General features: G+C 47.1%; 20 protein-coding genes and 1 pseudogene. 5 read left to right on the top strand and 16 right to left on the bottom strand.

Annotated features, from left to right (window positions below; genetic code table 11):
* Positions 1-119 precede the first annotated feature (119 nt).
* The 6 genes from ACIFQM_RS09635 to ACIFQM_RS09610 form a co-directional block, all read right to left on the bottom strand.
* The gene (locus tag ACIFQM_RS09635) at positions 120-482 is read right to left on the bottom strand and encodes a hypothetical protein (protein ID WP_430048836.1); all 363 of its coding nucleotides are present in this window, start codon (positions 480-482) and stop codon (positions 120-122) included.
* A gap of 14 nt (positions 483-496) precedes the next feature.
* Positions 497-1,006 (bottom strand): amidase domain-containing protein, encoded by a 510-nt coding sequence (locus tag ACIFQM_RS09630; RefSeq protein WP_430037416.1) that lies wholly within the window; start codon positions 1,004-1,006, stop codon positions 497-499.
* Positions 919-1,584 (bottom strand): helix-turn-helix domain-containing protein, encoded by a 666-nt coding sequence (locus ACIFQM_RS09625; RefSeq protein ID WP_430065379.1) that lies wholly within the window; start codon positions 1,582-1,584, stop codon positions 919-921. Before ACIFQM_RS09625 ends, ACIFQM_RS09630 begins: the two co-directional genes overlap by 88 nt.
* A gap of 388 nt (positions 1,585-1,972) precedes the next feature.
* Positions 1,973-2,206, bottom strand: a complete 234-nt coding sequence (locus tag ACIFQM_RS09620; RefSeq protein ID WP_430065376.1) for a helix-turn-helix domain-containing protein — start codon at positions 2,204-2,206, stop codon at positions 1,973-1,975.
* A gap of 545 nt (positions 2,207-2,751) precedes the next feature.
* On the bottom strand, positions 2,752-3,453 hold the full coding sequence (locus tag ACIFQM_RS09615; protein WP_430065374.1) for an alpha/beta fold hydrolase: 702 nt from the start codon (positions 3,451-3,453) through the stop codon (positions 2,752-2,754).
* 27 nt (positions 3,454-3,480) lie between these two features.
* Complete coding sequence (locus ACIFQM_RS09610) at positions 3,481-4,068, bottom strand: DJ-1/PfpI family protein (protein WP_430065372.1); 588 nt, start codon at positions 4,066-4,068, stop codon at positions 3,481-3,483.
* 688 nt (positions 4,069-4,756) lie between these two features.
* On the opposite strand from ACIFQM_RS09610, the gene ACIFQM_RS09605 reads away from it, so the two are divergent.
* Genes ACIFQM_RS09605 through ACIFQM_RS09590 form a run of 4 tightly spaced genes read left to right on the top strand, consistent with a single transcriptional unit; the run spans position 4,757 to position 8,099 of the window.
* Positions 4,757-5,941: an acetyl-CoA C-acetyltransferase gene (locus tag ACIFQM_RS09605; protein WP_430065370.1), complete on the top strand. Its 1,185-nt coding sequence runs from the start codon at positions 4,757-4,759 to the stop codon at positions 5,939-5,941.
* Between the two features lie 57 nt (positions 5,942-5,998).
* Entirely contained in the window at positions 5,999-6,739 is a 741-nt protein-coding gene (locus ACIFQM_RS09600; RefSeq protein WP_430037361.1) for an acetoacetate decarboxylase, read from the top strand.
* A 41-nt stretch (positions 6,740-6,780) separates the two neighbouring features.
* Complete coding sequence (locus tag ACIFQM_RS09595; RefSeq protein ID WP_430037359.1) at positions 6,781-7,446, top strand: CoA transferase subunit A; 666 nt, start codon at positions 6,781-6,783, stop codon at positions 7,444-7,446.
* Positions 7,443-8,099 carry a 3-oxoacid CoA-transferase subunit B gene (locus ACIFQM_RS09590; protein ID WP_430037356.1) on the top strand — a complete coding sequence of 219 codons (657 nt, stop codon included), beginning with the start codon at positions 7,443-7,445 and terminating at the stop codon, positions 8,097-8,099. The genes ACIFQM_RS09595 and ACIFQM_RS09590 overlap by 4 nt, the downstream gene beginning before the upstream one ends.
* Positions 8,100-8,200: 101 nt before the next feature.
* Here the strand turns inward: ACIFQM_RS09590 and ACIFQM_RS09585 are convergent, their stop codons facing one another.
* The 3 genes from ACIFQM_RS09585 to ACIFQM_RS09575 form a co-directional block, all read right to left on the bottom strand.
* Positions 8,201-8,380, bottom strand: a complete 180-nt coding sequence (locus tag ACIFQM_RS09585; protein WP_430037353.1) for an H-type small acid-soluble spore protein — start codon at positions 8,378-8,380, stop codon at positions 8,201-8,203.
* A gap of 57 nt (positions 8,381-8,437) precedes the next feature.
* Positions 8,438-8,677: a hypothetical protein gene (locus tag ACIFQM_RS09580; RefSeq protein ID WP_430037351.1), complete on the bottom strand. Its 240-nt coding sequence runs from the start codon at positions 8,675-8,677 to the stop codon at positions 8,438-8,440.
* Positions 8,678-8,838: 161 nt separating this feature from the next.
* Positions 8,839-9,237 carry a RidA family protein gene (locus ACIFQM_RS09575; RefSeq protein ID WP_430037349.1) on the bottom strand — a complete coding sequence of 133 codons (399 nt, stop codon included), beginning with the start codon at positions 9,235-9,237 and terminating at the stop codon, positions 8,839-8,841.
* Between the two features lie 372 nt (positions 9,238-9,609).
* On the opposite strand from ACIFQM_RS09575, the gene ACIFQM_RS09570 reads away from it, so the two are divergent.
* The gene (locus ACIFQM_RS09570) at positions 9,610-10,524 is read left to right on the top strand and encodes a Ku protein (RefSeq protein ID WP_430037347.1); all 915 of its coding nucleotides are present in this window, start codon (positions 9,610-9,612) and stop codon (positions 10,522-10,524) included.
* Between the two features lie 56 nt (positions 10,525-10,580).
* Here ACIFQM_RS09570 and ACIFQM_RS09565 read toward each other — a convergent pair whose 3' ends face one another.
* The 7 genes and pseudogenes from ACIFQM_RS09565 to ACIFQM_RS09535 all read right to left on the bottom strand — a co-directional run bounded on the left by ACIFQM_RS09565 (position 10,581) and on the right by ACIFQM_RS09535 (position 17,679).
* Positions 10,581-12,443 carry an ABC transporter ATP-binding protein gene (locus ACIFQM_RS09565; protein WP_430065367.1) on the bottom strand — a complete coding sequence of 621 codons (1,863 nt, stop codon included), beginning with the start codon at positions 12,441-12,443 and terminating at the stop codon, positions 10,581-10,583.
* Positions 12,444-12,463: 20 nt separating this feature from the next.
* Entirely contained in the window at positions 12,464-13,693 is a 1,230-nt protein-coding gene (locus ACIFQM_RS09560; RefSeq protein ID WP_430037414.1) for a nucleotidyltransferase domain-containing protein, read from the bottom strand.
* Positions 13,667-14,128 (bottom strand): annotated as a pseudogene (locus ACIFQM_RS09555) (lasso peptide biosynthesis B2 protein); the annotation flags it as partial. The gene ACIFQM_RS09560 and the pseudogene ACIFQM_RS09555, both read right to left, overlap by 27 nt.
* Before the next feature lies 1 nt (position 14,129).
* Complete coding sequence (locus ACIFQM_RS09550; RefSeq protein WP_430065364.1) at positions 14,130-14,432, bottom strand: lasso peptide biosynthesis PqqD family chaperone; 303 nt, start codon at positions 14,430-14,432, stop codon at positions 14,130-14,132.
* Complete coding sequence (locus tag ACIFQM_RS09545) at positions 14,401-15,462, bottom strand: serine kinase (protein ID WP_430037340.1); 1,062 nt, start codon at positions 15,460-15,462, stop codon at positions 14,401-14,403. The genes ACIFQM_RS09550 and ACIFQM_RS09545 overlap by 32 nt, the downstream gene beginning before the upstream one ends.
* A 109-nt stretch (positions 15,463-15,571) precedes the next feature.
* Positions 15,572-15,700 carry a paeninodin family lasso peptide gene (locus ACIFQM_RS09540; protein ID WP_013369856.1) on the bottom strand — a complete coding sequence of 43 codons (129 nt, stop codon included), beginning with the start codon at positions 15,698-15,700 and terminating at the stop codon, positions 15,572-15,574.
* A 53-nt stretch (positions 15,701-15,753) separates the two neighbouring features.
* Positions 15,754-17,679, bottom strand: coding sequence for an asparagine synthase-related protein (locus tag ACIFQM_RS09535; protein ID WP_430048828.1), 1,926 nt, complete (start codon positions 17,677-17,679; stop codon positions 15,754-15,756).
* Positions 17,680-17,838: the final 159 nt, after the last annotated feature.

The raw sequence follows: 17,838 nt of genomic DNA, 5'->3' as shown, positions 1-17,838 counted from the left end.
CCCGGCACGGTGAGCATCTCTCCTTTTATGATCTTAGTGTAAGAGGTTATTTCTATTATGAGGATGAATAAATTCAGAAAAAATGTCCGATTTATAGAAAAAAGACCCCGTGTGGGGTCTTAAAAATTTTCTCTAACTGTAACATTGGTTGTTTGAGTGTCAGAGCTTTTAGTGATAATCAGTAAGTATTTAATATTTTTTTTCTCTACTGATATTACCTTGTTGCTCTCGACTTCAGTTATTTCCCATCCCTCACCTTTGAGTTTTTCTTGATATGAAGCACTAAAATTTTCAAAGGACTGAGGAATTTTATAGTTCTTTAAATCTCTAGCAGATTTTTCATCAATTTCGATGGCAGTGCTGGGAACAGGTAAATTGTTAAGTTCCTGAACATTTTCATATTCAGCGCTAACCTCCTTGGTCGAACTGTCTGTTACATTTGAGCATGATGCAAGGATTATTAATAATACTAAACAAATCAAGCGCATAAAACACCTCAGTCATTTGGGCTTCTTTTTGCAGTACTCATTTTCCACGCATAAACCTTGTAGCCATTTGAATACCAAGTAGATAGGGGAGCGTCTTTTCTATCTGTTGTATGCTGAGTCAAAAAGAAACGGCCATTCGTAAACTCAGTTATAATAGCTGTATGATCGATGTCACCATCATTATTGAAGTCAGCATTTACTGGGTCTCCCATTGACATATCATTTGTAATAGATGCTAATTTAGCTCTATACTTCCAGTGATTATAGAAATTATGTGCACCCCCCCAGCTATGAGATGGTTTAAAGGGGACGCCATTTCTAAAGTACCAAGCATCATCACCAGTTAAATATAAACCATCCCATTCCAGTATACCACCAGCGTATAATGCCTGTGAAACAAAGTTGGTGCAATCATTCCAACATGCTCTACTTACAGAACAACCAAAATAATCGGCGTAGTACTTAGAGTAAGTTGGATTACGGTCATCCCACCATTGGTGTTTGCTAAATCCTTTAATGCATCCAGTTGATCAATCTCATCCAAGCGATCAATAAAAGGCTGAAACTCAATAGCTGCTTGATAATTTAGCTCTTGGTTATCACCCTGTTTCGCCATAAATAAACGATACTGACATAAAGCTAGTCGTTCCGAATGCTGACTTTTCTCACTTAAAGCTACACCTTCATAAAGGATAGCCGCTATTGCATATTTGCCGTCTTTGAAAAATTCCTCCGCAAGATCAAACAAGCATGTGGAATACATCAATTTGTCCAATAGCAGACCAATTACCTGCTGGATGCATCCCTGCTTGTCCAGCTCTGCACAACGGTACAAGAAGGGTTTAATTCTGCGCCAATTTAGAGCGATTTGCGCCAAATATTCTTCAATATATTGCTCATAAAAATATCCTTTAATGTATCCCATGGCTGTCGTAATTCGGTCTAATTGTTCAACGGATAGCGCACGATTGCCATTTACCATGGTACTGATCGAGCCTGAATTTAAACCGGTTACCTTACTTAATTGGTTAATGTTTAGATCATTGTGTTTCATGAAATTTAACAGTTCTGTGCGAATCGTGGTTGTATGGTTCACAATAAACAACCCCTTTAGCGTTAACGTTTGTTATGTAGTCAGTCAGATACCGACTCATCGGAACATTACATGTTACAATCTAATGTTAAAATAAAATGTCCTTTTGACACAGAGTATACCATCTTTTGGGATATATATATACTTTTCAATCAATTACTTTATCTAAGAGATACTATGTAAAAAAGGTTGACCAACGGCCAACCTCATCGCTGGAGCACTAAATAAAAGGTATTCGATTATTTCTTTTTAGCTGTAATTGTTTCTTTTTCTCCATTCCATTGGATCAGGACTGTGTAACAAAAAAATTTCCTCATCGAAACATCCTTATATGTTTACTCAGCCCAGCATATTATGCAAAAAGACCGTTAATAGTAACGGTCCATGTCAATTATTCAGTACTTTCTTTGGCATTCGGTATGTACTCCAGAAGATCACCGGTAGTAACACCTAATCCGCGACACAATGCACCGAGTGTATCGTAATCTATACGTTTGGTGGCATTGCCAGCAAGCGAGGTAATTGTGTTTCGACTCACGCCTGTTAACTCCACTACATCTTTGTTTTGTAATCCACGTTCTCTCATCATTTCTCCAAGGCGACAACGTATACTCAAAGGTTCCATAGAAATCCCTCCAAAAAAATAAGCACTACATGTTGACATACGGAAAATATTTAGGTATTATTCAATCATGACCAGAATGTTGACATGTTAACTAATTTTCACATACATCCATCGTAGCAAAACCATTCGTTATTAGCAATATGTTAAAGTTCCAAAGCATTTTTCAACTATCCAATAGGAGGCACAATTATATGTTTATAGCACCAGAAACTAATTCACTCGCACTAGAACGGGCAACTTAAGATAGACCATCCTGAACATACACACTTATTCGTCGACGGTGACAGTGGTGGACTACAACTTGCAGAAAACATTCAGTGTGATCTTATGACAGTTGTATCGGATACTATTGAAAGACTACATACTATGGATAGCATGACATTTTTACTCAACGAGCTGCTGTGGCTAGAGAATCGTGGAGATATCAAATTAAATTTCGTAAGAGCATGAAATAGCCCATCTTATCACTAGGATCAAGGCTATAAACAATTACATTCCGTTTTTCAATGTATCATAGCCCGTACCGCAGACGCTGTCCAGAACGGTCAGAGTTGCTTGAGTAATACGTACGCAAGCAACTCTGGATCGCTAATCATGACGTCATGGGCCGCGTCTATCTCGATATAGCGCCAGCCTGAGTCCCTCCGCACGCGCGACAGTGATCGCTCAAGCTGGTCTCCAGGTGCCTGAGTGCAACGTATATAGGATTTTCGTTGAATATCGAACGAGCTTTCAAAACGCGTTCTCTCGAAATATGTATTCACTGGTTGCGGCGTCAACTGAGCGTCAACCCATGGCTGATCCGGCTCTCCGACCCCGAACAGGGTTGATGGAAGTGGAGGAATGTTCCAGCTTTCATCTGCGGCTGCCTGTGCCCCATATTCCTCCATGAATGCTGGAGCATGGTCCAGCAGCATCTCACCATCGTCCGGCAGAAAAGCATCGAGCAGCACAAGATGTGAGACGACATCGGGAAGCTGGAGCGCAGCGGCACTCGCAGGAAACCCGCCGTAGCTGTGACCGACCAAAGTGACATCCTCAAGATTCGCAGCTCGAATATGCTCCACAATGTCATTGATATGCGTCGTTAGATTCACATCTCGCGAGAGCACGGATACCCTTTCGGCAAGCCCGGTCAGTGTCGGCGCTGTGACAAAATGGCCTTCGGCTTCGAGCAGCGGAACCACACGCTCCCAACACCATCCACCATGCCATGCGCCATGAACCAGCACGAAAGTTGTCATCATCGAACCTCCTTATCTTTTGCAATATATTTACCTCGCAAAGGGGTCGTCATTTTTATTGGAATTCCAGATGTATTCAATTTGATTAGCCACCTGTTGAGCTTTTTCAAGACCAAGGCGGTCGGAAACAAAGCCTAAGGACATATCTATTCCAGCGGATACACCCGACGAAGTATAGAACTTTCCATCTACTACCCATCTTGCTTTTGGAATCCAATCAACCTCCGTGTCGATGGATTTCACCCAATCAAAGGCTAATTTATTGGATGTGGCGCGCCTGTTTTTTAACAAGCCTGTTTTAGCAAGCAGCGCACAACCTGTACAGACGGTTATACAAAAACAGGACTGTTCCGCAATCTCTTTGACCTGTTTCATAAATTGATCGTCATGGATTAAAGTTCTTGTCCCCTGTCCGCCTGGGATCATGAATATGCCATCGTGCTTTGCTTGTGCAATAGGTTCTGTAACAATCTTGGTTTTTTGCCGACTCTCAATAATCCCCCCGTTCATAGAGAAATATTTTAAGTCATACTCTTCAGGCAGGCGGCCAAAAATCTCAACGGGTCCGAATACATCCAGTGTTTCAAAATCATCGAACAAGCATATGTTAAAGTCCATACGACTCACCTCCCTCAAAGATTAATCATACTATACACCCTGTTTCCTGAATTGAACATTATAAAATGAATTTCCTTCTGTGGAGATTCAGGAGCTTTTTGTGTAATTAGGGTGACACCGTTAATAAGAAGCACGCTGGCACAATTATGACGAAGATCATGAATATTTAATGACAAATCCGTCTTCAGAAAATTCTGAAGACGTAATTTTTTTCCCAGCGATGAGTTAGGTGTTATTTGCGAAGAAAAGGAGGCGCGTGATTAAGAGAAAAGTATGCAAATTCAACGATTAGCCTCGTCTTTTTCACGGACTGATTAGAAATTTCATTTTTAACAGAAAATACATTTCATTATCATTATTTTCAGAAAAAACGAGAAATTAACAGAAAACATTAGAATGGCCTATCTATTTTGGAGTATATGGCTCTATAAACATCTGTATACAAATATATGTAAATATTTGAACATTGAGCAAATTCTGCATTGGGACTATGATGAAACTGGTTTTAATTTCCAACGAAAGAAGGCGATCGCACCGTCACACCCACCGTCTTAGGCACCATGATATGCCCGCATGCAAATGTATCTTGCAGTCGCTGTACTTCGTAAGGTAAGAACGAAAATTACGAATGGAATTGCAGTCATGGATGTATTGTGTCTTGAACACAGCGAAAGGAATGTGAATTTTTATGAAAAAAGTGGCTTTAGTAAGCCCGTTGAGAACAGCGGTCGGTTCTTTTAACAAAACCCTTGCGCCCCTAAGCGCTCCTGAATTGGGAGCAACCGTGATGACAGCATGCCTTCAGCAAAGTAAATTAGAGCCTGCTTTGATTGATCAAATTTATTTGGGAAATGTTCTTCAGGCGGGCAATGGCCAAAATCCTGCTAGACAGGCGGCACTAAAAGCCGATATCCCCATTGATGTACCCGAATCAACGATAAACACGGTTTGTGGTTCAGGACTTCATGCCGTTGCTTTAGCCTACGATTCCATATTAGCGGAACAAAGCAACATCGTCTTGGCTGGAGGCATGGAGAGCATGTCGAACGCCCCTTATCTACTAAGGAATGCAAGAAACGGCTACAAGCTTGGCAACGGTGAATTGGTAGACTCCCTGGTGGCCGACGGCCTAACGTGCCCGATCAACAATTACCATATGGGAATTACCGCAGAAAATGTTGCCGAGAAATATGGAATTTCAAGACTTGAGCAGGATGAATTCGCCTATGAAAGCCAGATAAAGGCTGTAGAAGCAAAAAACAACAAGGTTTTTGAAGAGCAGATTGTTCCGGTCATGATCAAAACCAAAAAAGAAACTATTTATTTCACGGAGGATGAACACATAAGAGGAAATACAACGAAAGAAAAACTTTCTCATTTAAAAACTGCGTTTAAGGAGAACGGAACGGTTACCGCCGGAAATTCTTCGGGGATCAATGATGGCGCGGCAGCTATGCTTGTAGTGTCAGAAGACAAATGTAAGGAACATGCGTTAAAGCCGTTGGCATATATCAAGGGTTATTCACTTGTTGGCGTTGACCCTGCATATATGGGAATGGGACCGGTGAAAGCCATTTCGTCACTTCTTAAGCAACAGGGAATATCCATCAATGACATTGATCTTTTTGAAATTAATGAAGCGTTCGCCTCACAAGCATTAGCGGTATTGAAAGAGCTTGGGGTCAGTCCGGAGAAGGTGAATGTCAATGGCGGCGCGATCGCGATCGGACATCCTGTCGGAGCAAGCGGTGCCAGGATATTAGTAACGTTGGTTCATGAAATGGTGCGAAGATCCTCACGTTATGGCATAGCCTCGTTATGCATCGGAACCGGAATGGGAATAGCGATGCTGGTTGAAAATGCACTCATTTAAAATACGTGTTCAAAAGATGACTTTTGAGACTACCTCTCAAAAGGAAGGGAGATCGCTATGAATCAAAAAGATGTACTTTCACTCCAATCCATGCCTGCGGCCAGTGCCAGTTATGGACGCCCGCCATGCCGCTTCATCAACCGGGAATTTTTTATCATTACCTATGAATCCGATCCCGCTGCGATTAGACAAGCGGTTCCAGAACCTCTTCAGCCGGATGGAAGCAATACTGTTTCCTATGAATGGATCAAGATGCCCGATTCATCCGGTTTAGGAAGCTATGAGGAAAGCGGTATTGTCATTCCGTGTACTTTTCAAGGAGAACCCTGTAATTTTGTTGCCCAAATGTATTTGGATAACGCGCCTGCGATTCTTGGGGGACGTGAAATCTGGGGATTTCCGAAAAAATGGGCGAAGCCTCGCCTGAGCGTTGAGGATACAGAGACGCTGACGGGTACATTGCATTATAATAACGTCCTGGTGGCCATGGGAACCATCCCTTTCAAATATAATATTCTTGATGAACAGGAAACGGCTAAAGCCATTGCAAAAACACAAGTTAATTTAAAATTAATTCCTGATGTTGATGGTACCCCCAAAATTGCTCAGTTAGTGGCGTATAATCTCGAAGCCATCACTGTAAAAGGAGCCTGGTCAGGGCCTGCCAGATTAAGCCTGATCCCTCATGTCAATGCTCCTGTGGCAGATTTGCCGGTTAAAGCTTATGTTGGCGGAAAACATTTTATTGCCGATTTAACGCTTCCATATGGAAGAGTCCTCTACGATTATCTCCAATAAAGTTTACTTTCCTAAAAATATATATATAAGGAGAAGGAACCATGAATAACAAAGTAATTTCCGCTGAAGAAGCAGTTAAGAAGGTCAAAGACGGAGACACCGTGATGGTCGGAGGTTTTCTGGCAGGAGGCTTTCCAGAGGATCTGGTGCGTGCGCTTGTCGACACAAATTCCGCCAGTAATCTCACGATTATTTCCAATGACACAGGCACGCCGGAATTATCTATCTATAACCTTGTAAAAAGCGGCAGAGTAAAGCGGATTTTTGCATCCTATATCGGCTCTAATCCGGAAACGGGAAGGCTCCTTATGACGAAAGAAGCAGAGGTTCAGCTCTTCCCGCAAGGAACGCTCGCGGAAAAAATACGCGCAGGGGGAGCCGGTTTGGGCGGTGTTTTAACACCTGTAGGTGTAGGCACCATGGTAGAGGAAGGAAAACAGAAAATAGAAATTGACGAAAGGGAATATTTGCTCGAACTGCCGCTCAAAGCGGATGTGGCGCTAATCAGAGCCCATCAGGCTGATGAAGAGGGGAATCTTGTCATTAACGGCTCTTCACGCAACTTCAATTTGGTTATGGCTACAGCAGCAGAGTATGTAGTTGCTCAGACAGACGAATACGTAAAGGCGGGGGAAATTGACCCCAATCATGTCAACGTTCCCGGAATATTTGTCGACGCAATTGTAAAGGTGGGTGGACACGCATGAATAACAGAGAATTAATTGTTCGAAGAATAGCCCAGGAATTCAAGGATGGCGAAGTTGTCAACCTTGGTGTTGGAATGCCTACAATGGTGGTGGACTATATCCCCGAAAACATTCATATTATGCTGCAGGCGGAGAACGGAATCCTCGGTGTAGGTCCCAAAGCGGCTCAGGGAAAAGAAAGACTCGATTGTATCGATTCAGGCGGAAACTACGTTACATCTGTGGAAGGAGCTTGCTTTTTTGACAGTGCGCTTTCATTTTCCATCATCCGCGGAGGACATGTGGATATCACGGTTTTGGGCGCCCTGGAGGTCGATGAGAAAGGCAATCTTGCAAGCTGGATGATCCCGGGGAAAAAAGTACCCGGGATGGGAGGAGCCATGGATTTGGTGGTCGGAGCCAAGAGAGTGATTATAGCCATGGAGCATGTGAACAAAAATGGGGCGCCGAAAATACTCAAACAATGCAAGCTGCCCCTGACCGCTGTAAATGTTGTAAAGACCATAGTAACCGAAAAGGCTGTCATCGATGTTATTCCGGGTAGAGGGCTGATGCTAAAGGAAATTGCTCCGGGTTTGTCGGTAGAAGATGTTCAAATGGTGACAGAGGCTAAGCTGATGGTTTCACCACATTTGAAGGCCATTGCAGTATAAACATTTTTACAAGTAGGGTTCGCTAATTGCTCAATGAGCCATTGCGAGCCTTTTTTTGTAGATACCCCGTGTCAGCCCATCGTTAATCCTCTGTCCATCTCTTATTGCTCTTCCAGACGATCCACACGGACGGTTTGAGTATTACCCGGGTTGCTGCCCACCTGTACGGTAGCCATACCGTTTGCTTCATCCACATGCTCGATCCAGATTGGTCTACCCTCTAATTGCACGGCAATGTTTTCGGATGAATTGTAAATCGCTTTTGCTCGTTCCACGTTCATACTGATCCCCTCCTGATGATTTGTTTTGTGTACATGTGTTCAGTAATATAGGTTCACCTAGTCCTCATCTACGATCCGTTCGACGTCCAATGAAGGGATGCTATGAGAAGGCGAGGTTGAAACCACTGCCTCCAAATTCACATGACCCACAGCTACAGGAAAAGGCGGCTGGATTCCATGAGAAAGGGCAAACTCGGGCGGCAATGCATCCTGTTCGCCTCCGGCGGGTCCCCGAAAGGCGATATGGCTTTGACCCACGCGATGCCTGATTTGCCGAGGATATGATTTTCCGGGCATAAATTGTACCTCCTTTTGAATCGGATATCCCTTACTATGCACCACAAAAGCTGTAACCATGCGCAAGCGGATTTTTCGTGAGCTTAAACATAAAACAGCCCCAGCTTCTCACGAAGACCGGGGCTATCTATGGTTCCATTCCCATAAATGAGTTATTATTTTTATGCTTTAGCTGCCCAAATTTCAATTTCAATTTTTATTTCTGGCAATCCTAGAGCAGTAAGGTAGCCAATAGTCATTGCTGGATAATCATTCCCGAATAACTTTTCCCATTGGGCATACATGTAATCCCAATCTATCTGCTCCGTTGCCCATACATTTACTTTTATAATATTGTCAGCGGTTAATTGTTCGGCGTCCAAAACTGATTTAATGTTATTAAAAGTATTACTGATTTGTAGGTTAAGGCTTTCTGGGAATTGGCCATTCTGATCTACTCCAATTTGACCTGAAGTTACGAATAGCTCTGAATTTCTGGGAATTTTAGTTATATGTGTGTAATTCCCTACTGGTTTCGGCATACCTGCCGGGTTTTTTCTAGTTATTTTTTCATGTTTCATTGAATCGACCTCGTCACTTTAAAATTTTTCTACCGTTTCTCCTAACCATTTTTAGGCAGACTCCACCCATAAAAATGATTCTAGAAAAAAACAGCAGTAGAGTATCCATATCCAAAAGATATAAAGTTTAATGATCTTTTCTTCATGATATGAACACTCCTTCCTTATAAAATGGCAAGATTATTTATTATCCCTTATCTTAATATAACAAATGTAACTTAACAACCTCAAATCATGGTGGCTTGCTCTTTTCTTTACACCTCATACATTCCTTTCTCCGAAGCATACTAAGTGAAAAATGGATATGCTCACAGCCGAGCGTTGAAATCGAGAGATACAACATGCGGATTAAAGAAAAGGAGGACTGGCGGAATGCATACGGTCTGGAAAGGCGCGATCAGCTTTGGGCTGGTTCATGTGCCCGTTAAGATGTTTTCGGCTACAGAGGATAAGGATATTTCCATGCGTTATATTCACAAGGAATGCGGAAGTCCGCTCAGTTATGTACGAAAGTGTCCCGTTTGTGACAAGGAGGTCGAATGGGAGGAAATTGGAAAAGGCTATGAATACGAAAAAGGGAAGTTTGTCATGTTCGATAAGGAGGAACTGGAGCAAATCAGCGGACAAGCGGATAAAAATATCGTTATTTTGGATTTTGTGGACTTGCAGGAGATTGATCCGATTTATTTTCAAAAAACGTATTATTTGTCCCCGGATCAGGCAGGCTCCAATGCTTACAAGCTTCTTATGAATGCGATGAAGGATACCGGAAAAATTGGCATTGCTCAAATCTCGATCCGATCCAAAAGCAGTCTGGCGGCTATTCGTGTGCTGGATGAATGCTTGGCGGTGGAGACGATGTTTTACCCGGATGAAATTCGCCCAGTGTCCCAGGTTCCTAATCTGCCGGGGCAGGAGGAAGTTAAAGAGAAGGAACTGACCATGGCAAAAATGCTCATTGAGCAGCTATCTACACCTTTTGATGCAGCAAAATATACGGACCAGTACCGCGAGCGGCTGCTGGATCTCATTCAGCATAAAGTGGCTGGAGAAGAGATCCGAATCGCCCCGTCGCAGCCGCAGACCAATGTCGTGGACCTGATGGCTGCACTTCAGGCCAGCATCGAGGCAGTGAAGCCTGTCGTTACTGATCCCGGCCCTGACGTAAAAAAACGCCCTGCGCGTAAAACAGCAGCCACAACAACACAACAAGCAGTGGCAGGAGATGTCGTTTCCCCAACCCCAATCAAAAAGAAAAGAAGCACGGCCAAACGCAAGGAAACCTGAGACTGTGCCCATTCCATATCCAGTAGGGAGCTAAGCATGGTCAACAGAACAGGCAGCTATGGGGTGGAGATCACACTGCTTTGGTATGACAGCAGTTGACTGAACGCCCCACGCTCCTCCTGCACCAATTGACGGTAATTCCCCTGCTGTATAATCTCGCCCTGCTCCATAACGACAATCTGATCGGCATGACGGATGGTCGACAGTCGATGGGCAATGACGATCAGCGTCATTTGGCCTTTCATCCGCTCCAGCGCCGCCTGAATATCGGCTTCATGCTCTCCATCCAGCGCACTTGTTGCCTCATCCAGAATGAGAACCGGAGGGCGATGCAGGACAGCCCTTGCCAACACTAGCCGCTGACGTTCCCCTCCTGACAAACGAATGCCGCGATCCCCGATTACCGTGTCCAGCCCTTTGGGCAATCTGGCAACAAACCCGTCTGCGGCTGCAAAATGTAACGCTTCCCATAACTGCTGCTCACTCGCATCCGCATCCGCCAGCTTTAAATTTTCACGGACGGTGGCATGGAATAAAAAAGGGTCCTGTGACACATAGCCAAACGATTGCCGCCACTGTGGCAACAGCTCGTCGTCCAGTACATGTCCGTCTATTTTAATCTGGCCCTGAGTTGATCGTAAAAATCCCATCAGAACGTCAACCATTGTACTTTTGCCTGCGCCCGATTTCCCCACAATAGCCGTCATTCCCCGAGCAGGGATAAACAGATTTATTTGGTGTAATGCAAGCGCTGCTGTACCCTCATACCGATAATCCAGACCACTGCATTCAATGCCCGTACGTAGATACAAGGGTTGGCGTACAGATGCTGATACAGCTTCATGGGTTGCCGATAAATCGCTTGAAACGCGAGTCTCAAAGGTTGTAAGTGCCGTTAGCGACGGATCTGAGAAAGCTTCGCATTCCTGCTGTACCTTGGTCACACTTTCAAAGGCAGACAGCATGGACATGATATATTCCAGACTCGCTTGAATTAGGGCAAACCTTGGCCATAAGCGGGAAAATATAAGGATGAGCACAATCAGCTTTTCAGGAGAGACATGTAGCCATTGCAGTGACACAAACATGATGCAAGCAACAAATACGGCAGCCGCTGTGCGATGAAAAAATTGTGTGGTTGCATTTTGCCGGACAAACTGGGTTGTATTGTCCTCCATCCGTTGGGTCAAGGAGCGAAACCAGTCTATATTCGCGGCTTCCAGCAGATTGCTTTTAATATCCTTCATCCCGTTCATATGGTCGGTAATTCCGGCAAAATAAACCTGCGAAAGCTCGGTGGTACGGTCGCCCAGTTGTTTAGCATTTTGAATGGATCTGCGAAACACGACAAACAGCCCCAATCCGCACAGAAACACCAGTCCGGTTAAAGAAGGAGACAGCCAAAAAGCCAGTGCAATCTGGATCAGCGTAAAAATAACGGCTGTGGTCAGCTGGAGAAGCAGGTTGGTTCCCTGACTGACACGCGCCAGCTCGGTTGTCATCACATGGCTGAAATCAGACTTCCGCTGACGCAAATAAAAAGTCCATTGGGCCTTCATAAAGGAGGTATATACCTCTATTCGAAGGGAACGCATGAACCGTTGCTGAATCCGCGAATTCAGAATGGACTGGTAACGCTGAAGCAGAGCCTGCCCTATGAGCAGCAACGCAAAAAGCAGCAGCATTCCCGGCAACAGCCAGCTTTTAGGGATGTTTAACAAGAAATGATCCAATCCGCCTGACAGGATGGCCATCCCTGCATGACCGCCAAATATGCCGATAGCCGCCAGCATGGGAACAAGCATGTAAATACCCAGCCCCTCCAGTACGCTGACGATGATCATACATCCAATATTGAGAAATAACGCACCGCCGTTCACGGCGTACAGCTTAGTCATATACAATCGCAGGTGGTACATAATGCACGCTCCTTATCAGGTCAGTGCTTTGAGAATCGCCGTTTTAGCCAGAAAAATGGACGTAGAGGGATGTACAGAAAATGAAGCTGGCGAGGCAGCGGTAAAACCGCCGGATCGCCCGTAGAAGGAAGCAAGCGGCTGATCAGGTACATCAATCGATGGCTCGGCCCCTTTAGGGAGAGCAAATAGGATCGACTGGTTGGCTGGTGGGTAGCTGGTTCGGCTACCGGGTACGCCGTGGGTACGCTGGCCTGAATGAAGTCCAGCGCGCTCAGCGCGAGCCTGTGCGCCAGCCGTGTAGCCGCTACCTGACGCAGCGGCTCCGGTATCGAGGTGCCCAGCAGCGCAGCGGCGAGCGCCCAAGCCTGCCCGCCCGCAGGCAGGCCCCCATATCGGCGCATCATCGGCAGAAGCGCCTCCCAATCGACGGCGCGTACCGCAAGCCTGTCGATGTCCACCAGCCAGCGCAGCCTGAACCAGCCGTGACGCGCCCCGTGTGCGCTAAGGTACAGAAACTGGTGCTCGCTGCCAAGCGTGTACACACAGGGTACTCCTGTGGCTGTGTCTTCACCGATTTGCCTGTGTTTCCACAGGTCCTCAAAAGAAGGTTCTCCGCCTGCATCCGGGTGGAGCCGCCAATGCAGCTCTATCTCTACCCGCTTATGCGGATGAAGAAAGGATGCATGATGGTCCTTCCATTTCCAACTGCCCAGGACACGCGCTTCTCCGCTTTTGGGTACATACCCGGCTTCCTGCATCCATTGCTCCGCCTGATCCATGTCGTCCGGGGCAATGAGTAAATCTACGTCCTTGGAGGTACGCAGGGAAACATCCCCGTACAATTGCTGCGCCAAGGCAGGACCCTTGAGCATAAGTACACGGATGCCTTGACTCATGAGTAGCCCGGTCACCCGCCCAGCTTCCGCTTGCAGGTGCAGCATACGTAAGGTGTTGCGGTGATATTGCGCTTGGAGGTTGCGCAGCAATTCAGCGGGGATGGCCGGATGATGTATTCTTTTCAGCTGGAGATATACCGCAGGTACCACCCGATGGTGTTCTGCCAGCCGCAGCAAGCGGGCCCAATCCAATCCATACAGATCAGCAGCAATGACTGTATCCAGCCTTGGCGTGGCGTCTTTTCGCAGTAAAAAGAGCAGCAGCGTTAATTCCTGATCCTCATTCCAGCGGTCAGGCTTCAGAACAGTATAGGTGGACTTGCTTTCAGCAATCTTCGTATTTGGGTCCGTCACAGCACGCCTGCCGAAGGTGCCCACCACGGTAAACGCCCCCATCTCCCGTTCGCCCGTAACATAAATCGATCCGCTCCGCACCCAGGCATGTGCCGCCAAACGTCCCGCAGCATTCTTGGCTGTGCCAAGATACAGTGTGCAGTCCAGCTTTCTGCGACCCAGCAATGTCATTGCGGCAGCAGCCTGCACAAGACAGCTACTGCGCCAAGGGGTATACCGGCTTGCCAGCTCCACCGCATGTGAAATATGCCGAACGGCTTGCTTCTGCCGGGCATCACACTCCCAAGAGGTTTCTTCCATCCGTATTCCCCAGCCGCGTGCATAATCTTCAAACGGACGATGCTGGTGAAGACGTGCCCAGCCCAGTTGCAGCCAGGCTTCCGGCAGGAGTCTCCTGACCTCCGGGGATAGACGACGAAGGCGTTGAAGCCACATTTTAAACCGTCTCCCGCAAAAGCTTGAGCAATCCTTCCCGCTCCAGTTCGGCCACAAAGGTATGTACCTGCTGTCTGCACCATTCCTCGTCCACTTCATATTCATCCGTCAGAGTAGCCACGATCTCCCCGAGTGAAGGGCAGGATTCCGCCAGCTCCCAGATTCGTCCTCCCGTGAAGCCGAGATTATAATATTTTCCTGTGTTGATGCTCATCATGACCTTTTCCCCGTCCATGTCACTGACATAGACTTCCTCACCGTGAATGACACGGTCATGATCCTTCATCGAATGAGTAGCTGCCATAGCTGTTTTCCTCCTTACGAATGATATCAAGTACCTGGTCTACAACCTCGGACGCGGTAAAAGCCGAGCTATCCCTCAGTAGTCGCCAGCCCTCCACCTGCCGGGCCATCCGGGCTGCCGTTCCAAAATGCCATTCACCCAGACTCATTCGCGGAATGATCACCCTGCGATATGTATGAAGCAATAACGTATGCAAGCACTCCAGCATGTTCAAAGGTTGCTCCGTAACCGCCGCCAACTCCCCTTGACGTTGGAACTCGCGATTTGGAGACTCTACCACCAACTCGAATATACCTCCTAAGGGAAGCGGTGTGTTGTGGAAGTAGTCCACTCTCGGCACGGCATATTTATTCAGCTCACCTGTAAGCTTACGCAAGTGTCCATATTGGAGCATCGCAGGATTGCCGTCCATTAAAACAAGCCCGTGATTGCTTTTGTGTGCATGCCTATTACCCTGTAAAGCCTCCAGTTGGAGCAAGCTTTCCAGACCCAATTTTTGCTGCGGGTAAGCCGGATAAACTATGGTTTCGGAAGCCGTAGCTTGCATAGCAATAACATCATCACTGACCATCCTATAGCCTGCCTGCGTAAAAGCAGCAGCCAGCGTCGATTTACCTGCTCCGGATTCGCCCACGAAAGCATAGGCCCTGCCTCCGATCACTATCGCACTCCCGTGAATAGGCAGTATCCGTCTCTGCATCAGAAGGACACCCATACATGTGCCCAGCACATACAACCGCACCGTGTCCGGATCAGCGCCAGAGTAAGAACATACTTCAATTTCCCTGCCTCCCCTGACGGCGTAAATGGCTGTGTCCGGTATATGGAACATAAAGCATTCATCCTGCATCACAAAATTAGTCTGCTCCAGCTGATCGCTCCATGCCGTCAAATCAGCCTGACGAATGACCACATCCTCCACCGCTCCCGGCGCTGCGGGTATCAATTCAGGCAGGTACAGCTCGCTGGCAAGCTTGAGTCCAAAGGCTGTATACATCGTCAGGTTAACATGGGTACTCCTGTCATGCACGATAGGACTCACTCCCTCTGCCCTTTAAAAATCCCGTCTTTATTTCTTCGAGCGAAGCCTCCAAGCCCCAAGAAATAAAGACGGCTGTGTATTGAATAATTACCATTTTCTAGCTTGGATTATACAGATCGGCATCGTGGTCAGATACCCAGTCAATCTGTTTCCAGCCCTTACCTGCCATCGTCTGGTTAATATCCAGCACCTCTATGGTTGGCTCTTGCCATTCTTTTTTACTCATGTCATCACCTCCCCTCCAACGAGCGACGTATCTGTCTGACCGGATAGGCTGGATCAGTTAAATCTGCGTATAAAACGATACACAATCAGACTGTGCATTAGCAGCCGTAGGCTGGGATCAGACGCCTGCTCCGGTCGCGGTTGACGAAACTTCGCCATGGCCGTTTTAATGACATCAATATTCAGAAATTCGGCGGCATGTAAATCATGGCACAGCAGCTGAAGCTCCCCCATAAACGTCTCCCAGCAGGGGAGCATACGGTGCAGCCAATCCGCAGGCTGTACACCGCGTACACGCTGGTTCAACCGGACATCATCGGGCAAATAATCCAGCATGGCTCCGCGAATGAGAGCGCGATCCCGACCCTTTTGTACGTATTGCTCAAAGGGCACCGACAGGCAAAAGCGGATCACCCGACTGTCTCCGGTCGGATCACGTTCCCACAGTCCGTAACGCAGCGACAGTTTGGTCGCAACCACACCATTTTTGTTCGCAATCGCCAAGTTCGTGAACTTCTCTTTTCTCGCCTGATCTGCATTCTTCATCCACCCGGTTCCACTCAAAGTCGGAATGTCCTCTACATTCATCCGTTTGGCAAACTCCGGGTGAATGAGGGAAGGAACCGGACTCCGATTACCGCCGCGTAACCAGGAACGAGAATCGAGCGAGGTCGCTTTTTTCAGCATCACGGGTAATAAATGCGATACTCGCCTTCCGGTTAGCTTGCTGTACTGCCACAATCCCTGAAAGGATTGCAGCCAGTGCATACGACGAAGCTGACGGGCATAATAGTCCAGCGCAGGCCCCCACGAAATGGTAAAATTCCCTCGCGCTCCGGTTAGCAGCACACCCACATTTTGTTCCTGTGCTTTTTCATAAAAGCCTCTGATCCAGAACGAGTTTTCAAAGTATTTATAGGGAGCTTCCATCAATTCCAGCCAGATATCAATTTCTGAAAATGGGCTTTTCCCTTCAAAATCCAGGTAATTTTCGTGAATATTGCCCACATATCGAGCCGTGGATTGGATATAAGCCCGTTCATTTGCCAGCAGTGTCGATGGTGTCCAATCCGTAAAATCCTGAACGGGCACATAGCTGTACGCATGAAGAGGCTTTTGCTGCAAACGCAGCGACGGTGCGGCAAAGCTGGCAACCGCACCGGAATCCAGACCGCCACTCAAGGCCGCTCCCACGCCACGATGCGTGCGCAATCTGGCATTCACCGCCTGTGAGAATACCTCGCGAAAAGCCTCCACGTACTCGCCGCCGGTTTTGAGCCGCAACGGCTCCACATCATCCAAAGAAGCATATTTATGGATGATTGACTTTCCCTCCTCCATGGTGAACCAATGGGCGGGCGGGAGCTGGTTTATATGCTTGTAGCCAGTCGTCCCAATATCGACGGATTCCTGCATGGCGCGGATCGACAGAAATTCCGCCAGCCACGGCTCATGCAATTCTTTTCGCAGGGAAGACAGCGTCAGAAGAGGGGCTACTACTGTACTGAATGCAAACCCTCGGTCATGTTGGTATGTATACAGCGTGCGGCTTCCTGCCATATCACGAGCGCCATATAATCTGTGCCGCCCGGCATCCCAAATGACAAAGGCAAAATCGCCTATCAGATAGCGGGCCGCGTCGAGCGCCCATTTGTCGTATGCCAGCAAAATCAACTCGCTGTCCGTGATGTCTTGCCGCCGTTCCTGTCCCACCCCCAGCCGTTCAAACAGCTCGGTACGATTGTCAATAATCGCATCCGCCGTGATTGCCAAATTCCGTTCCTCGTCATAGAAAGGGAGACGCTCATGGACGGATTCCGGTGTCACATGCTGCGCGTGGCAGCCCAAGAATATGGCCCCCTCACACCAGGCGCAAACGCGGTCGGCGGGATATTTTCGCAGAGCTTGCATCATTTTACCGCCTTCTTCGGTGCATACGGGCTCATGTCCGAAGCTGTATATTCCGGCAATCGCACTCACGTTTTCCCCCCTTTTTCTTTTTCCATACCCGATAACGCTACGGATGCCCAGCGACCCAGCTGACGGGCAAAGGGAATACGAGATCGGAGCCGTCTATCATTTACAACCTGTACAGCATCATTCTGTCGAGAATCTTGAAGTACAGGAAGCTGTCCTACT

It is taken from the genome of Paenibacillus sp. NRS-1782 (assembly GCF_050467685.1).
Taxonomy (GTDB): Bacteria; Bacillota; Bacilli; order Paenibacillales; family Paenibacillaceae; genus Paenibacillus; species Paenibacillus terrae_A.
Note: the sequence above shows the minus strand (reverse complement) of the source record. Positions and strands in the feature narration are given on the sequence as shown.

Excerpts from the sequence above, each read along its gene's own strand:
- ACIFQM_RS09620 (WP_430065376.1), bottom strand. The coding sequence starts at position 2,206 with ATGGAACCTTTGAGTATACGTTGTCGCCTTGGAGAAATGATGAGAGAA.
- ACIFQM_RS09615 (WP_430065374.1), bottom strand. The coding sequence starts at position 3,453 with ATGATGACAACTTTCGTGCTGGTTCATGGCGCATGGCATGGTGGATGG.
- ACIFQM_RS09610 (WP_430065372.1), bottom strand. The coding sequence starts at position 4,068 with ATGGACTTTAACATATGCTTGTTCGATGATTTTGAAACACTGGATGTA.
- ACIFQM_RS09605 (WP_430065370.1), top strand. The coding sequence starts at position 4,757 with ATGAAAAAAGTGGCTTTAGTAAGCCCGTTGAGAACAGCGGTCGGTTCT.
- ACIFQM_RS09600 (WP_430037361.1), top strand. The coding sequence starts at position 5,999 with ATGAATCAAAAAGATGTACTTTCACTCCAATCCATGCCTGCGGCCAGT.
- ACIFQM_RS09595 (WP_430037359.1), top strand. The coding sequence starts at position 6,781 with ATGAATAACAAAGTAATTTCCGCTGAAGAAGCAGTTAAGAAGGTCAAA.
- ACIFQM_RS09590 (WP_430037356.1), top strand. The coding sequence starts at position 7,443 with ATGAATAACAGAGAATTAATTGTTCGAAGAATAGCCCAGGAATTCAAG.
- ACIFQM_RS09585 (WP_430037353.1), bottom strand. The coding sequence starts at position 8,380 with ATGAACGTGGAACGAGCAAAAGCGATTTACAATTCATCCGAAAACATT.
- ACIFQM_RS09580 (WP_430037351.1), bottom strand. The coding sequence starts at position 8,677 with ATGCCCGGAAAATCATATCCTCGGCAAATCAGGCATCGCGTGGGTCAA.
- ACIFQM_RS09575 (WP_430037349.1), bottom strand. The coding sequence starts at position 9,237 with ATGAAACATGAAAAAATAACTAGAAAAAACCCGGCAGGTATGCCGAAA.
- ACIFQM_RS09570 (WP_430037347.1), top strand. The coding sequence starts at position 9,610 with ATGCATACGGTCTGGAAAGGCGCGATCAGCTTTGGGCTGGTTCATGTG.
- ACIFQM_RS09565 (WP_430065367.1), bottom strand. The coding sequence starts at position 12,443 with ATGTACCACCTGCGATTGTATATGACTAAGCTGTACGCCGTGAACGGC.
- ACIFQM_RS09550 (WP_430065364.1), bottom strand. The coding sequence starts at position 14,432 with ATGGCAGCTACTCATTCGATGAAGGATCATGACCGTGTCATTCACGGT.
- ACIFQM_RS09540 (WP_013369856.1), bottom strand. The coding sequence starts at position 15,700 with ATGAGTAAAAAAGAATGGCAAGAGCCAACCATAGAGGTGCTGGATATT.